A 16,385-nucleotide genomic window follows, 5' to 3' on the forward strand; every position below is an offset into this window, starting at 1 on the left:
GATGATGTACGACACGCTGATTCGCAACGCGCTGATCATCGATGGCAGTAACAGCCCCGGCTACCCCGCCGACCTGGCGATACTGAACGGTCGCATCGAGCGCATCGGCGACCTGCACGACGCCCGCGCCACCGAGGAGATCGACGCCGCCGGTCGCGTGCTGGCGCCGGGTTTCATCGACGTGCACACCCATGACGACACCGTGGTGATCCGCCAGCCGCAAATGCTGCCCAAGCTCAGCCAGGGCGTGACCACGGTGATCGTCGGCAACTGCGGCATCAGTGCTTCGCCGGTGAGTTTGCGCAGCGATCCGCCGGACCCGATGAACCTGCTGGGCAGCCGCGCCGCCTTTGTTTATCCGACGTTCAGCGATTACCGCGCGGCGGTCGAAGCGGCGAACACGACGCTGAACGTCGCCGCGTTGGTGGGCCACACCGCACTGCGCAGCAACCATCTCGACGATCTGTATCGCACCGCCACGGCCGGCGAAATTGCCGCGATGCGCGAACAGCTGCGCGAGAGCCTGGAGGCCGGTGCGCTGGGACTGTCCACGGGCCTGGCTTATGCCAGCGCGTTTTCGGCGTCCACGGACGAAGTCATGCAACTGACCGAAGAGCTGACAGCTTTCGGCGCCGTCTACACCACCCACTTGCGCAGCGAGTTCGAACCGGTACTGGAGGCCATGGACGAGGCGTTCCGGATTGGCCGTCATGCGAAAGTCCCGGTGATCATTTCCCACCTCAAATGCGCTGGCGCCGGTAACTGGGGCCGCAGCCCGCAGCTGCTGGAATCCCTTGAGCGTGCCGCGCAAACCCACCCGGTGGGCTGCGATTGCTATCCCTATGCGGCGAGCTCTTCGACCCTGGACCTCAAACAAGTCACCGACGCCCATCGCATCACCATCACCTGGTCGACGCCGCATCCGGAGATGGGCGGCCGCGACCTGATGGACATCGCTGCCGAGTGGAACCTGTCGTTGCTCGATGCCGCCCGCCAACTGCAACCGGCCGGTGCGGTGTATTACGGGATGGACGAGGCGGACGTACGCAGAATCCTCGCGCATCCGCTGTCGATGGTCGGCTCCGACGGTTTGCCGGAAGACCCGTTTCCCCATCCTCGTTTGTGGGGCGCGTTCCCTCGGGTGCTCGGACATTTCAGCCGTGACGCAGGACTGTTTGCGCTGCACACCGCCGTGCACAAAATGACCGGGCTCTCAGCGGCGCGATTCGGTTTGAAGGCGCGGGGCGAGATCCGCGAAGGACATTGGGCCGACCTGGTGTTGTTCGACCCGGCGACTATTCGCGACGTGGCGGACTTCAATGATCCGCAACGGGCGGCCGAAGGCATCGACGGCGTGTGGGTCAACGGGGTTCTGAGTTACTGCGACGGTCAGGCGAACGGGCGCAGGGCAGGGCGGTTTCTGGCGCGGGAAGGGGATTTGCGAGACGGGTTTGAGTGAGGTTTGGGCGTTGCATCACAGTAGTGGCACATTGAGATTAAAGAATGCCATGACCAAGCCGAATTGCTGAGGTACAGCCCGTCTACACGCCGGGCCATTTCCGTCTGGGAGCAACGCGATGAGCTTGGGCAAAACCACCCCGATCCTGCGGATCTTCGATGAAATCAAGGCCGTTGAGTTCTACGTCGACTTCCTCGGGTTCAAGATCGATTGGCAGCATCGTTTCGAACCCGACTCCCCGTTGTACCTGCAGGTTTCCCACGGTGAATGCGTGCTGCATTTGTCCGAACACCAGGGTGACAGCACGCCGGGCTCGGCCCTGCGCATCGAGACCGATGAACTGGAAGCGCTCCAGCAACAATTGCTGGCCAAGCAATACCCCTTCGCTCACCCGCAGATCCAGGCGATGCCGTGGGGCAGCCAGGACATGACCATCGCCGATCCGTTCGGCAATCGGTTGGTGTTTACCAATGCGATCAGTGTGTGAGCATGTGCGGTGACAATCAGATCGCCATCGCGGGCAAGCCCGCTCCCGCAGGGTACTCACTGAACCTGTGGGAGCGGGCTTGCCCGCGATGGGATCTGTGGTTCAGCGCTGATCCAGCGTCAGACCCGGAAGTGGCTCACCATCGCTTGCAGCTGATTGCCCAACCGCGCCAGTTCAACACTGGACGCTGCGGTTTCGTCGCTGGCCGCAGCGGTCTGTTCGGAGACGTCGCGCACGTTGATGATGCTGCGGCTGATCTCTTCGGCCACCGCGCTTTGCTGTTCGGCGGCGGCTGCGATCTGCTGGTTCATCGACTGGATGTTGGACACCGTGCGGGTGATGTTTTCCAGTGAAGCGCCGGCCTTGCGGGTCAGGGCCACGCTGCTGTCGGTCAGGACGCGACTGTTGTTCATCACCATTGCCACTTGTTGGGTGCCGTTCTGCAGACCCGCCACCAGGCTTTCGATTTCTTCGGTGGATTTTTGCGTACGCTGGGCCAGGCCGCGGACTTCGTCGGCCACCACGGCGAAACCACGTCCGGCTTCACCGGCGCGCGCCGCTTCAATGGCCGCGTTGAGCGCCAGCAGGTTGGTCTGTTCGGCCACGGCCTTGATCACGTCCATGACGCTGCCGATCTTGTCGCTTTCCTGTTGCAGCACGCCCATGGCTTCGGTGGATCGCACCACTTCGCTGGCCAGGCGTTCGATCTGGTCGATCGCTTCGGCCACCACTTTTTCACCTTCGCGAGCTTCACCGTCCGCGGCGGCTGCCGCTTGCGAGGCCTGCTCGGCATTGCGCGCGACTTCCTGCACGGTGGCGGTCATTTCGTGCATGGCGGTGGCGACCTGATCGGTTTCGACTTTCTGGCTGTTGACCCCGGCGCTGGTTTGTTCGGTCACGGCCGATAATTCTTCGGCAGCGCTGGCGATCTGGGTGACGCCGTCGCGGATGCCACTGATCAGGTCGCGCAGGGTCACGCCCATGCGCGCGATGCCTTGTTGCAATACACCGAGTTCGTCGCGGCGCGTCACCTGGACATCATGGGACAAGTCGCCGCTGGCGATGCGATCGACCACGGCCAGGGTGTCGCGCAGCGGGCCGGTAATCTGTCGGGTAATGACGACGGCGGCAATGATGCCCACCAACAATGCCAGCAATGTGCTGACCAGTTGCAGGGTGCGGGCGTTGTCGCTTTCGGCGTCACGGCGGTCGAGTTGAATCTGATACAGCGCATCGCTCAGGCTGACGATGGCGGCACCCTCGTCAGTCATTTCCTTGCGTGCCTGCACCACGTCACCGTTTGCGGTTTTGTAAGCCTGCAAGGCGCTACGGTAGTTGCCCAGCGCGGTTTCCAGTCGCTGCAGGGCGTCTGGCTGAACGTCGGCGAAATGCGCGTTGAGCTGTTTCAGGCTGGCAATGGCGGCGTCCAGTTGGGCGACGGCCTTTTGCTCGGTTTCGGCGTTGGTGGTCGCGGTGTAGCCGCGTACTTCGTAGCGGGCCAGCAAGAAGGCTTCCTTGGCGGCGGTGATGGCCTGGAACTGTTCGAAGCGCTGATCGCCCGGCGGCAGTTGTTGCACGCGGTTATTGAGATCGTTGATCAGCGTGTTGGCCGTTTCAGCATTGGCGGTCATGGCATCGCGGGCGCTGCTGCCGGCACGGTAGGCGCCGCGCATTTTGTTCAGGGACGTCTTGTAGGCGTCGATGACGGTGCCTTGCTCATTGAGCAGCTCGAGGTTTTCCGGGCTCTTGAACTTCACCAGCAACGCTTGTTGTTGAGCGGAAAAGGCTTCGAGGGTGGTCTGCACATTCTGGGCGGTGGCTTCGTCGCCGTTGGTCAGCATGTATTGCAGGCGCGCCACGCGCAGCTTGGTCAGGCTGGCGTTGAGCTGGGTGATGTCGCTCATCCAGTTGCTGCGGTCAATCAAACTGCCCAGGCTGGTCCAGCCGGTCAAGGCGAGGACGCAAGTCAGTGCCAGAACCAGGCCAAAGCCCAGGCCCAGTTTCAGGTTCACGCTGATGTTGCCGAACCAGCTATTCATGAAAATTCCTCCAGTAACGCAGTGCTTCTTGATCGTGGTTGGCTGGAAGATTGTTGTTTTTGGGAGCCACCAAGCTATGTAAGCAGGGTGTATCGGCAGCGATTCCTGGAGCTGAAACGTTTTTTGAAATGGCTTTTGCGCGAAAGTGTTGCACTTTGTGTATGGGCCGACCGTGCGTCGGACAGCGCCATTTCTTAAGCTTTTTTTCACATGGGTTTCACCTGCAGTCGACGCCTGCCTCTCTAACCTCGCCGCATAAAAATAATGGTGCATGCCGGCGAGGCGACTAGATATGGAATTGAGACTGACTCTGTTCGGAGTAAAACGCTCGATCGACCTGAGCCGATTTGCCCGTTATCGCAACGCAATCGTGGTGCTGGCCTCGGCGTTGCTGGTGGTACCCCTGATCCTTTTTCTTCTGCGGCCTGCCGCCGTGCCGGACCTGGCCCATGGTAATGTGGCCGGCTTTCAGGCATTGCTGGCCGGTTGGGCCAAGGGCGACATGATCGTGCTGGTACGTCATGTCGAGCGTTGTGATCACTCCAGCGCCGCCTGTCTGGTGGGCAACGATGGCATTACCGAACGTTCGCGTAGCGTCGCGGTGGAAGTCGGTCAGCACTTCGAGCAGCTGGGGCTGAGCAAGGCCGACATCTACAACAGCCCGATGCTGCGTACAGCACAGACAGCGGCCTACATGTTCAACAAGGTTGGCACCGGTGAGGACTGGCTGATCAGTTGCAAGGGCACTATGCTGCGCGACGCTTTGGCGCATAAAGTGGCCGGACGCAACCTGATCCTGGTGACCCACAGCGAATGCATGGAGCAGCTCGAGAAAGACCTCAAGTTGTCAGGCTCCACTCCGGGCTACGGCGCTTCGTTGTTCATTTCCGCCGAAACGCCACAGACACCTCGCATGCTAGGGTTCATCGACGCCTCGGACTGGCAATCGGTGACGAGCAAATGAATTCATCTTTTTGATCAGGACGCACGATGCAGAGTACTTCCCACCGTTTCTACTGGTTGAATTTCGGTATTCCGCTGGCCTGCGCCGCCGTGGTTTTCCTGATGTTCGACATGACGTCAATCGACATCGCGTTCAGCAATCTGTTCTTTGATCCGATTACCCAAACCTTCCCCATCGACCAGGTTCACTTCTTTGAGAAGCTCACCCACAAGTGGGCGCGGATCATTCCCAACTGGACTGCTGAAATTGCGTTGATCGGCGCGATCCTGTCGTTTGTCTGGCCATTGGTCACCCCGCAAAAACATCCGCGCCTGGGCAACTTTCTGGAGCGGACCAAAGCCGCCCCTGTGCTTCGGTTTGCCAGGGACCATCGTCGGGATTTTCTGTTTGTGGTATTTGCGTTCGCGATTTGCACGGGAGTGATCCATTTCCTCAAGTCGCATACCAGCGTGTACTGCCCGATTGAAACGACGCTTTACGGTGGAAAAATCGCCCACATCGAGTGGTACCAGAACTTCCAGCTGTTCAGGGAAGCAGGCGATGGCCGTTGCTGGCCAGGCGGCCATGCCTCGGGTGGTTTCACCATGCTGGCGTTGTATTTCGTGGCACGTCGCTACCGCTGGCGCTTTTCCAAAGCGGTGATGTACGGTTCGCTGCTGCTGGGTTTCGTCTACGGCACCACGCGTGTTCTGCAAGGCTGGCACTACATGTCCCACACCTTCTGGGCCGGGATCTTCGTGTGGCTGGCGTGTTTGCTGACGGCGCTGGCGTTTTACGGCCGGGTGCGGCTGGATCAGCCGGTTCTGCAAAAGCACGAGCGGCGGGTAGCTGTAGCGCAGGCTCAAACGGCCAGTTAACTTCAGGCGCCGGATACGAAAAACCCGTGATCCCCAGGGATCACGGGTTTTTTATTGTCCGACAAAGTAGTAATGCTGTTTCCCGACCGTCATGGATTTGAGCACTTTCAATGGCGCGGGCGGTTCTGCATCGGCGCCCATGACCGCCACGTTGGAAGGCGACGCGGTCAGGAACTCATGCAGCTGCGCCTCGGTATCCAGTCCTTTGAGCACGCGGTGGGTGTAGAACACGCTGGCGCCGCCCAGTCGTTCGTTGGCCTGATACAGCGCGACTTGCTGACCGTTGGCCTGCAGGGCCCGGATCTGCTCGGTCAGCGGCAGGAACGACAATGTGCGATCGGCGTGGGGGAGCGCCCATTGTGCCGCGGCGAGGTAGCTGGCGATTACCACGGACAGCGTGCCAACCGCCACGCTGCGACGATGCCGGAGAATGCTGCTCGCCAGGGGCGAGACGTCTTGCCGGGCCTTCAGTTTTGCGTACAGGACGCTCGCGTACTCGGCGGCGATGACGGCCGCTGCCGGTGTCATCGACATCAGGTACACCGTGCGTTTACTCGACGCCAACGTCAGCATGACGAACTGGGCCAGTATCCACAGGGTAAAGAACAACAGGTAACGGTTGGCCATCAGGCTTTTGCGGAAATGCCACAGCCCCAGATACACCAGAATGTTCCAGGGCAAAAATGCCTCGGGCAGTTTGGCCAGGTAGTAGTAGATCGGTTCGAAATGACCGGCTTCCACGAAGGAGCCACTGAAGCGTCCGACGCTGTTGGTCAACAGCAGTTCCGTCACTGCCTGGATGCCGCCGCGCTGATACAGCAGCGCCAGCCAGATCATCAGTGGCAGCAATCCCAGCAGCGTCAGCAGCCATGGACGAAGCCAGTGCGCCAGGTGCAGGCGCTTGTCCATCAGGCTTTCGGCCAGCAAAAAGGCGAAGATCACCACCCCCGGCATCGCCAGCCCCAGGATGCCTTTGCTCAAGGTGGCGATGGCGATTCCCAGGGCGAACAACAGCGCATTGCTCAGGCTCGATTGTCGGTGCCCCTGGAAGAACGCCAGTAGCGTCAGCGTCACACCGAGGGCGAGCAACGCGTCTTCGCCGACGCCACGCACGTTGCTCCAATAGCTGGCCATGGTCGCCAACAGCAATGCGGCGGTCCAGGCGAGGGTTGTTGGCCGGCCGAAGCGCCGCAGCATCGCGAACAACAGCATCACGCTGAACAACCCGGCACAGGCCGAGGTCAGCCGCACCGCCCACGGCGTGCTGCCGAACGCGCCGATGGCTCCGGCGTCGAGCCACAGGCTCAGGGGCGGTTTTTCCAGGAAGGGTTCGCCGAACAGGCGAGGGGTTACCCAGTCGTTGTCCAGGTGCATTTCCATGGCAATGCCGGCGACCCGCGCCTCGGTGGAGCCTTGCAGCTGGTGATTGCCCAGGGCGAAGAAAAACAGCAGCACGGCAAGCAATAACAGTGAGGAAGTGGAGCGCGACATAGGCGTTCGGGGACCGGGGAGGGAGTACGAATCCCGAGCATACGAAGCGAATCCTTAACAAAACGTGAACGAGGTGTGAAAGCCTAGGAAAGCTGTCTTGACCAGCATTGATCAGGGTCTTCGTAGACCTTGCTGACCAGCGCCGTCAGCACATGATCCTGCCAGCGCCCGCCGATGTTCAGGTACGCCTTGGCATAGCCTTCGCGCTCGAAACCCAGGCGCTCCAGCAACCGGGCGCTGCGCTCGTTGTCGGGGATGTAGTTGGCCATGATCCGGTGCAGGTTCATTGTCTCGAACATGTAACGGATGCCCGCTTGCAGGGCTTCATGCATCAAACCCTGGCCCTGGTGGGATTGGTCGATGTGATAGCCGAGGTAACACGCCTCAAATGCCCCGCGAATGATGCCGCTGAAATTGCATGCGCCGATCATCTGCTGGCCGTCGCGATCCAGCACTGCAAAGTGCACCGCGTAGCCGTCTTCGAAGGCAAAGGCCTGTTGCGCCAGGCGCGAGCGGATTTTTTCCGGACGGTAGTAGTCGTCGGGGCGAACCGGTGACCAGGGGGCGAGGTGTGCCTGATTGCGCTGGTAGAAGTCGCTTTCCAGCGCAGCCTGGCTGGGGCTGAGGATGGCCAGCGTCAGGCGTTTGCAGGGGAGGGTGAGGATCGTCATCGGGCGCTCGAGGTTACGGTGGACGACCCACAATTTACAGGCAAAAAAAAGCCCGCGGGAGGGCGGGCAAACCGTAGTTTCTTGAATGAGCGAGAAAAATGTACAGGTTGCGGCCAATCGATGGGGTGAAGAAAAGTTCATCTGTCAGAGGGTTGGCGCTCCCCCCAAGGCCGTACAAGTGATCCGGCACGAAATCTGGATAAATGTCGTCAAAAAAATGGCTGTTTTTCTATTGTTTTGAGGGTTATGAGAAAAATAGACGGTCTATTGACAGTCGTCGACCGATCTCCCATTATCGGCGGCGTTTTGATGGCCTACCGCCATAAAAATGTCACTCGCGACTGGCAAGTTTCACGGGGCATTCGCGACTGTGATGGCGCGAGCTCAAACCGTTGGCGGACTTCAAATCCAAGTATCCGCTTGATTTTTCAGGAAGAATTTTCATGTTTGTGGAGCGAATACTCGTTACTGGCGGTGCTGGTTTCATCGGATCACACCTGGTGGAAGCGTTGCTGGCGAAAGGTTACAAAGTGCGTGTACTGGATAACCTGTCCTCCGGCAAAGTCAGTAACTTGCCAATGGATAATGCCAACCTGAACCTGGTCGTCGGTGATGTCGCCGACAGCGCTACGGTGGGTCAGGCCATGCGTGATTGCAGCGCGGTAGTTCACCTGGCCGCCGTGGCCTCCGTTCAAGCGTCGGTGGACGATCCGGTCAGCACCCATCAAAGCAATTTTGTCGGCACGCTCAACGTCTGTGAAAACATGTTGAAGGCCGGGATCAAGCGTGTCGTGTTCGCCTCCAGCGCGGCCATCTATGGCAACAATGGCGAAGGTTCGGCCATTGATGAAAACACCGCCAAGTCGCCACTAACGCCTTATGCCAGCGACAAACTGGCCAGCGAGTATTACCTGGATTTCTATCGTCGCGAACACGGCCTGGAACCGGTGATCCTGAGATTCTTCAACATCTTTGGCCCGCGCCAGGATCCGTCTTCGCCGTACTCCGGTGTGATCAGCATTTTCACCGAGCGGGCGATGAACCGGCAGCCGGTTTCGATTTTCGGTGACGGTGAGCAGACCCGCGACTTCGTCTACGTCCTGGACCTGGTGAGCATCCTGCTCCAGGCGGTGGAGGCGAGCGAACCGCAATCCGGTGCGGTGAACATCGGCTTGAGCCGCTCCACCAGCCTCAATGATTTGATCGCTGAACTGGGCGCGGCCACAGGCAACCCCTTGACGGTGAATTACCTGGCGCCACGTCAGGGCGATATTCGCCATTCGCGCGCCAACAATGCGCGCCTGCTCGCACGCTTCAATCTTCCGGAACCGACGTCCATCGGCAATGGTCTAGCGCAACTTATCCGCAGTCTTTGATTCGGCCGGTTTTACTGCCCGATGTTCAAGCGGTAACGGTTCAGTCATTTCAAGAGTGAGTTATGGAAATCGTTTTTCGCAGGACGCGTGTCCGCTCGGTCGCCAAGCGACTGTTAGCTGCTCTGGCATTGTGTGTCAGTGGCCCTGCCGTACAGGCTGCCGCATTGGCGCCACCCTCCAGCGTGACCTTTTGGTATGCCGACGAGCCGCCGATCTCCGAGCTGGCCCAGTTCGACTGGTCGGTGGTCGAGCCGGGGCATGTGTCGGCGGGGGACGTCAAAACCCTGCGCAAGTTGGGCAGCCAGCCGTTTGCCTACCTGTCCGTCGGTGAATTCAGCGGTAACAAGGCGGCCATCGACAAGGCCGGCCTGGGCAAAGCCGTCAGCCCGATTCGCAACGGCGCCTGGGACAGCCAGGTCATGGACCTCGCCGCGCCGGCCTGGCGTGAGCATTTGTTCAGCCGCGCCAAGGCATTGCAAGCCGAAGGTTACGCCGGGCTGTTCCTCGACACGCTCGACAGCTTCCAGTTGATGCCGCAAGCGGAGCAAGAAGCGCAACGCCATGCCCTGGCCAGTTTCCTGCGGGAGCTGCACCAGCGTCAGCCGGACCTGAAGCTGTTTTTCAATCGCGGTTTTGAAGTGCTGGCAGAGCTTGATGGCGTGGCAGCCGCCGTGGCCGTCGAGTCCATCCATGCCGGTTGGGACGCGTCCGCCAAACGGTATCGTCCGGTGCCCGAAGCTGACCGCCAGTGGCTGGAAACCCAGCTGCAACCCTTGCGCGCCAAAGGCATTGCGCTGGTGGCCATCGACTACTTGCCGCCAGAGCGCCGCGAGGAAGCGCGCAAGCTGGCCAAGCGTCTGCGTGAAGAAGGTTTCATTCCGTACATTGGCACCCCCGATCTGGACTCGATGGGCATCAGCAGCATTGAAGTCCAGCCACGTCGCATCGCCTTGATTTACGACCCGCGCGAAGGCGATGTGATTCGCAACGCCGGGCACACGCTGTTGGGCGGTCTGCTCGAATACCTGGGCTATCGGGTCGACTATCTGGCGGCTGACGAAACGCTGCCGGAGCACCGTTTCAGCGGTTTGTATGCGGGCATCATTACCTGGATGACCAGCGGCCCGCCGCAGGACAGTCCGGCGTTCAATCGCTGGCTGGGCAAGCGTCTGGACGAACAGGTGCCGCTGGTATTTTTCGCCGGTCTGCCGGTTGAAGACAAGCTGCTGCTCAAGCGCCTGGGCCTTGAACGCCGGGCACCTCCGGCCACTCAAGCGCTGACGATCACCTATCAGGACAAGTCGCTGCTCGGGGCGTTCGAAGCACCGGTGCAGCCGCGATCCCGTGACCTGAGTGCGGTGTCTGTGCTGCCCAATGGTCCTAAAGCATCGTTGCTGTTGACTGGCGAAGGCGGCCAAACGTTTACCCCTGTCGCGGTAGCCAGTTGGGGCGGTCTGGCACTCGCGCCGTACATCCTGGAGACCAATAACGAGCGCAGTCGCTGGATTCTCGATCCGTTCGCGTTTCTCCAGGCCAGCCTGCGGCTGCCGGTGCAGCCACGGCCGGACACCACCACCGAAAACGGGCGGCGCATCGCCACGGTGCACATCGATGGCGACGGCTTTCCCTCGCGCGCCGAGGTGCGTGGCACGCCTTATGCGGGCAAACAGGTGTTGGATGATTTCATCCGGCCCAACCCGTTCCTGACCTCGGTGTCGATCGTCGAGGGCGAGATTTCCCCGCGCGGAATGTTTCCGTTCCTGGCCCGCGAGCTGGAGCCCATCGCTCGCGAGTTGTTCGCCAACCCGAAAGTCGAAGTGGCGACGCACACCTTTAGCCATCCGTTTTTCATGCAGCCGGAAGTGGCGCAGAAACGCGAAGGCTTCAATCCGGAATATGGCTTGAAAATGGCCATTCCGAATTACGACAAACTGGATTTCCGCCGCGAGATTTTTGGTTCGCGTGACTACATCAATCAACAACTGACGACCCCGGAAAAACCGGTGAAGCTGGTCTTCTGGCCGGGCGACGCCTTGCCGTCGGCGGCCACGATCAAACTGGCCTATGACGCGGGCCTGAAAAACGTCAACGGCGCCGAGACCATGCTGACCAAGGCCAACCCGTCGCTGACCGGTCTGAACCCGCTGTTGCGACCGACCTCGGGCGGTCTGCAGTACTACGCGCCGATCATCAATGAAAACCTCTACACCAATCTCTGGAAAGGACCGTATTACGGTTTTCGCGATGTGATTGACACCTTTGAGCTGACCGACAGCCCGCGACGCCTGCGCGGCCTGCACCTCTATTACCACTTCTATTCGAGCACCAAGCAGGCCTCGATCAAAGCGATGAACGAGATCTACGGCTACATGCGCGAACAGCAGCCGATGTCGCTGTGGATGAGCGATTACCTTGATCGCCTGCACGGTCTGTATCAGGCCAGTCTGGCGCGCACCGCCGAGGGCGACTGGCAGATTCGCGGCATGGATGCGTTGCGCACCGTGCGCCTTGATCCGCAAATGGGGTGGCCGGATCTGCGGCGTTCCCAAGGTATTGCGGGGGTGCGTGATGTGCCTCAGGGACGCTACGTGCACTTGAGCAGTGACCGTGCATTGCTGGTGTTGCGCCCTGACCGGGATCCACGCCCGGCCCTTGAAGAAGCCAATTTGCCGTTGCTGGACTGGCGTTACCTGGATGACCAACGCGTGAGCTTTTCGTTTGCCGGTCAAGTCGACCTGAGCTTCTCGGTGCGCTCGGCGAGCGCCTGCCGGGTCGAAGTGGATGGACAGCGTTTTACAGGCAAGGCGTCCGCCGGCCTGTGGACTTTTCAATTACCGATGAAGCAGGTGAGTAATGGTCAGCTCCTCTGCAACTAACGCCTCAGTCACTAAAGGCAGTCGCCTGCTCAATCCATGGGCATTGGCGGTGGTGGCGGTCACCGTGGGTGGCCTGCTGTGGGCGACGTTCCAGCGCGAAGAAGTGTTCCAGCCCGATGGCCGTGAACCGGATGCCGTCTCGGCCAACTATGCCGAGCTGCTGCTGACGGCCCACCCCGAAGACGATCACCTGCGCCTGCAACTGATCGATCTGTTGATCCGTCTCGGCGATTACACCAAGGCCCGTCAGCATCTGGAGAACTGGCCCAAGCCGAACCGGGAATTGCAGGCCTATTACCGGCTTGAACTGGATGCGCTGGAAGCGGCCAAGGGCAGCGATCTGATCACGCAGCAGGCGTTGGTCGAACGCTTGAAAAGTTTCGATCATCACCTGTTGCCGCTGCCGCAATTGCAAAGCCTGGCCAAGCTCGCGTTGAACTTGCAGGCGCCAGCCTTTGCCGCCAGCGTCTATGAAGAGATCGCCGCGCGTGATCCGCAGCAGCGAAGCGATGCCCTCAAGTCTGCCGCGCAGTGGTACCTGGCTGGCGAGCAACCGGGACGTGCCGCCGAGATTTACCTGGAACTGAAAAAGGCCACCGAACAGGCGGCCGAGCGCCGTGAATACGCGCAACTGGCGTTCAACAGCCTCCTGGCCTCCGGGCAGGGCGACCAGGCCGTGCAGGTGCTCGCCGATGAAGTCGACGGGCTGATCAATCCACAAACCGATACGGCTTGGGTGCAGCAGGGCGTCGATGTGGCGATCGCGAGCAAACGCTTCGATCTGGCGCAACGCTTCCTGCAACAATGGCGCGTCTTGCAACCTGACGATCCGCAAATCCTGCAAAAGGATTTCAGCATGCGCCTGGCACTCGGCGATTTGCCGGGCGCCTGGAAAAGCGGTCAGCAACTGCTGCTCGAACATCCTGAAGACCCGCAATTACTGGAGCAAATGGCTCAGCTCGGCGAGTGGAGCGGCGAAACCGAGACGGCCCTCGACTACTGGATTCGCCTGCTGAAATTGCGCGAAGACGCGCAAACCCGTGAGCACGCCTGGCGCCTGGCGAGTCAGCAGTTCGACTTCGACCGCTCGATTCCATTGCTCGCCGAGATCATGGAGCAACGGCCGCTGACCGACATCGAGCTGGACGCGCTGATCTACGGCCACGAATCCCGGGGCACGCCGCAACAGGCTGAGGCCTGGCTGCACACTTACTTGCGCAAGTACCCCCAGCATCGTCTGGCCTGGACGCGTCTGCTGCAAAACCTGGAAAACACCGGGCAGTACGCGTCCAAGGCCAAGGTCTACAAGGACTACTCGAAACGCTTTGCCCTGACCACCACCGAACGGGTCGATTGGGTCGATACCTACCTGAAGCTGTTTGATAACAAAGCCGCATGGCAGGTGTTGCAGGTCGATAACCGCAAAATCACCGATCCGAATTACTGGCGATCCCGTGCCGCGCTGGCCTGGGACCTGGAACTGGACGATGAACTGCAGGTGTCCCTGGAAAAAATGCTGGCGCTCAAGGGCTCGCTCAACAGCGGCGACGAGAGTCAATTGATCACCCTTTATCGCACCAGCAATCCCCGGCGCGCCTTGCAGTTGATGGTCGGCGGTTGGCAGCGCAGCCATGACCCGCAGCGCCTGGTCGAAGCGTTGCAGCAAGCCGAGGAACTGCAGGACTGGTCACAAGTGGAGGCGTTGCTCAAGGATGCCGAGCAATACCCGGCCGCTTACGGGCAGGCTCAAGTGTTGGCCGTGCGCGGCGCACTGGCCGTGCACAAAGACCAGCCCGAAGAGGCGCAGCGCCTGTATCAGGAAGGACTGGCGCGATTCCCCGAGGACAACCTGTTTCGCGAGCGCTTGATGTGGCTCTACGTCGATCAGGGCAATACCGCCGAACTCAAGCCGTTGCTGACCCAATGGAAAGCCCGGGCACGTGAAGACCGGATTTTGTGGCTACCGTTCGCCAGTGCCAGCCAGATGCTCGGTCGCGATAGCGAAGCGCTGGCCTGGTATCGGATGTACCTCAAGACCAGTCCGCAGGATTGGCTGGTGCAAGCGGCCTACGCCGATGCGCTGGAGAGCGCCGGCTATCAGGATGCGGCCCAGCGCCTGCGCCTGAAGTTGCTGCGCAGCCCCGAGGTGGACAATGTCCAGCCATCGTCCGGGCGCTATGGCATCTGGTTGCGTTTGATGGCCAGCAGTTACTCGCCGAAAAAGGCCCAGCACGAATTGCTGAAGTGGAAGGACGGCTCGCCGGCGATGCTGCAATTGTGGTTCGAACGGTTACTGGCGCGTCTGGATGCGACCAACCAGGACTCGCAAAAGGACCAATGGCTGGACTGGGCGCGCGGTCAGGGCTTGAAGGTCGAGCGTTATGAGCAGATTCAGCAAGCGCTGCGTAGCCGTAACAACGAACAGGTCGAAACGCTGTTGGCCAGTAACGATCTGAACCCGGCGCAACGCGCGCAGGCCCTCAGTCGTCTGGGCCGGCTGAACGAAGCCCTCGACACCAGCCTGACGGCGCTCGGCGACGAGCAGCCGCAAGCGGTGCGCGAACAACTGCGTCGTCAGGCCGTGGAAATCCACGAACGCACGCCGCAAGGCGCGCAGTTGTCGTGGCATGACCAGGATTTCGGCGGTCTCGCGTTCAAGGCGCCGCGCCTGGAAATTGCGCACAACCTGGGTGATCAATGGTACGCCGATCTTGAGCTGGAACAGGGCGACTACAGTGGCGACGAGATCGAGCCATCGAGAATCGGCGAAGAGCATAACGCTGCGCTGACCTTGCAACGTTCGGTGGAAAACGGCAGCTACAAACTGTTCGCCGACACCAGCCAGCGCAAGGACGACGACCGCAATGGCCTGGGCCTTTCCCGGACCTGGCAGTTGGACGTGAGTGATGAACTGGAGACCGGCGTCGACTGGCATCGCAAGAGCGAAGACAGCGGCCTGATGCGTGCTTTCGGTCAGCAGGATCGGGTGTTCCTCGGGGGACGTCACAGCCTGACCGCTCGCGATCAGTTCAGTTGGGAGGTCGCACAGCGGTCGTTTTCCACCCGTGCCGGTGACGACCTCGGCAATGGTCACGCGCTGAAAATGGAACTCAACCACACGCTGGAATTCGCCGGTCCCAACTGGACCGTGCGCAGCGGTGTCGACTATCAGAAAAACCAGGTCAAGGATAAGTCGCTGAATTACCTGTCCAGTAACTTTGGTGGCCCGGTCATCAGAGCAGCGCCCGTGCAGACGTTCGACCCTGATACGGGTTTGCCTGATCCGATCAATCCTCTGGACATCGAAACCGTCACCGCCAGCGACCTGCTGCAAAGCCGCTACGGCCAACTGTATTTCGGCAGTTCCTGGCGTCGTGGTCTGCCCGGCGCACTGGTACGGACCAAGCCGCAATACACCTGGCTGGTGGACCTGACGGCAGGCTGGCAATGGACGGATCAAACCTTCAACTACGGCATCAACACCGGGATTGGCGTTGAAGTGCTGGGTGATGACGAACTGGCCCTGACCTTCGGCTACCAATCCGCGCCACAGGGCGGGGATGGCAAGTCAGGCGGAACACTGGGTGTGAGCTACGGCGTGCGTTTCGGACGCTGATCATGGAATTTTCTACGGGAGAAAAACGTATGCAAGCAATTCGTAATCTGGGCCTGGCGCTGGCGGTCCTGTTCGTCGCTGGTTGCGCGAGCTTCACCGGCGACGCCAGCCCGAGCCTGCCGCGCACTGCGCAGTGGGGCATTGTGCCGATGGTCAACTATTCACAGACACCGCAGGCCGGTGAGCGCAGCGAGCAAATCCTGCTTAGCGTGCTCAGCAGCCATGGTCTGCAACCACGGGTTTACCCGGCCAGCACCCAGGGCGAACAAGCGTTGATGGATGACAACGAGCGTCTGGCCGGTGCGCTGGATTGGGCGCGTGAGCAGAAACTCGATTATGTGGTCACCGGCAGCGTTGAAGAGTGGCAGTACAAGAACGGCCTGGATGGCGAACCGGCGGTGGGCATCAGCCTGCGCGTGCTCGATGCGGACAGCGGTCGGGTGCTCTGGAGCAAAAGTGGCGCACGTGCCGGCTGGTCCCGTGAAAGCCTCGCGGGCACTGCGCAAAAAGTGCTCGATACGCTTGTTGGCGCCCTTCGGTTCGAGTGAT

At 60.6% G+C, this 16,385-nt stretch carries 11 protein-coding genes and 1 pseudogene; 8 read left to right on the forward strand and 4 right to left on the reverse strand.

The annotated features are described in order from the left end of the window. The first annotated feature begins 1 nt into the window (after position 1). Positions 2 to 1,459: an N-acyl-D-amino-acid deacylase family protein gene (locus tag GQ39_RS28520; RefSeq protein ID WP_047537208.1), complete on the forward strand. Its 1,458-nt coding sequence runs from the start codon at positions 2 to 4 to the stop codon at positions 1,457 to 1,459. A gap of 118 nt (positions 1,460 to 1,577) precedes the next feature. Beyond that, positions 1,578 to 1,946 (forward strand): glyoxalase superfamily protein, encoded by a 369-nt coding sequence (locus GQ39_RS28525; RefSeq protein WP_047537209.1) that lies wholly within the window; start codon positions 1,578 to 1,580, stop codon positions 1,944 to 1,946. Between the two features lie 119 nt (positions 1,947 to 2,065). Here the strand turns inward: GQ39_RS28525 and GQ39_RS33935 are convergent, their stop codons facing one another. Both GQ39_RS33935 and GQ39_RS33940 read right to left on the reverse strand, forming a co-directional pair. Beyond that, positions 2,066 to 2,929: a methyl-accepting chemotaxis protein gene (locus GQ39_RS33935; RefSeq protein WP_442961755.1), complete on the reverse strand. Its 864-nt coding sequence runs from the start codon at positions 2,927 to 2,929 to the stop codon at positions 2,066 to 2,068. A 42-nt stretch (positions 2,930 to 2,971) separates the two neighbouring features. Further along, positions 2,972 to 4,258, reverse strand: a pseudogene (locus tag GQ39_RS33940) (methyl-accepting chemotaxis protein); the annotation flags it as partial. Positions 4,259 to 4,277: 19 nt separating this feature from the next. Between GQ39_RS33940 and GQ39_RS28535 the strand changes: the two are divergent. Beyond that, the gene (locus tag GQ39_RS28535; RefSeq protein WP_047537215.1) at positions 4,278 to 4,949 is read left to right on the forward strand and encodes a histidine phosphatase family protein; all 672 of its coding nucleotides are present in this window, start codon (positions 4,278 to 4,280) and stop codon (positions 4,947 to 4,949) included. 26 nt (positions 4,950 to 4,975) lie between these two features. After that, positions 4,976 to 5,806, forward strand: a complete 831-nt coding sequence (locus GQ39_RS28540; protein WP_047537218.1) for a phosphatase PAP2 family protein — start codon at positions 4,976 to 4,978, stop codon at positions 5,804 to 5,806. Between the two features lie 51 nt (positions 5,807 to 5,857). Here GQ39_RS28540 and GQ39_RS28545 read toward each other — a convergent pair whose 3' ends face one another. Together GQ39_RS28545 and rimJ are read right to left on the reverse strand one after the other, a co-directional pair. Further along, on the reverse strand, positions 5,858 to 7,297 hold the full coding sequence (locus GQ39_RS28545; RefSeq protein WP_047537221.1) for an ArnT family glycosyltransferase: 1,440 nt from the start codon (positions 7,295 to 7,297) through the stop codon (positions 5,858 to 5,860). Between the two features lie 83 nt (positions 7,298 to 7,380). Then, a complete protein-coding gene (gene rimJ / locus GQ39_RS28550) occupies positions 7,381 to 7,968 on the reverse strand; it encodes a ribosomal protein S5-alanine N-acetyltransferase (protein ID WP_047537224.1) in 588 nt (195 codons plus the stop codon). Between the two features lie 443 nt (positions 7,969 to 8,411). Between rimJ and GQ39_RS28555 the strand changes: the two genes are divergently transcribed. From GQ39_RS28555 to GQ39_RS28570, 4 genes are all read left to right on the forward strand, one after another. After that, complete coding sequence (locus GQ39_RS28555) at positions 8,412 to 9,344, forward strand: NAD-dependent epimerase/dehydratase family protein (RefSeq protein ID WP_047537227.1); 933 nt, start codon at positions 8,412 to 8,414, stop codon at positions 9,342 to 9,344. A gap of 62 nt (positions 9,345 to 9,406) precedes the next feature. Next, complete coding sequence (locus GQ39_RS28560) at positions 9,407 to 12,220, forward strand: bifunctional glycoside hydrolase 114/ polysaccharide deacetylase family protein (RefSeq protein WP_047537229.1); 2,814 nt, start codon at positions 9,407 to 9,409, stop codon at positions 12,218 to 12,220. Continuing rightward, positions 12,198 to 15,836, forward strand: coding sequence for a tetratricopeptide repeat protein (locus GQ39_RS28565; RefSeq protein ID WP_047537232.1), 3,639 nt, complete (start codon positions 12,198 to 12,200; stop codon positions 15,834 to 15,836). The genes GQ39_RS28560 and GQ39_RS28565 overlap by 23 nt, the downstream gene beginning before the upstream one ends. Positions 15,837 to 15,865: 29 nt before the next feature. Continuing rightward, positions 15,866 to 16,384, forward strand: a complete 519-nt coding sequence (locus tag GQ39_RS28570; RefSeq protein ID WP_047537235.1) for a transporter — start codon at positions 15,866 to 15,868, stop codon at positions 16,382 to 16,384. Position 16,385: the final 1 nt, after the last annotated feature.

It is taken from the genome of Pseudomonas sp. 11/12A (genome assembly GCF_000800055.1).
In the GTDB taxonomy this organism is placed as follows: domain Bacteria; phylum Pseudomonadota; class Gammaproteobacteria; order Pseudomonadales; family Pseudomonadaceae; genus Aquipseudomonas; species Aquipseudomonas mohnii.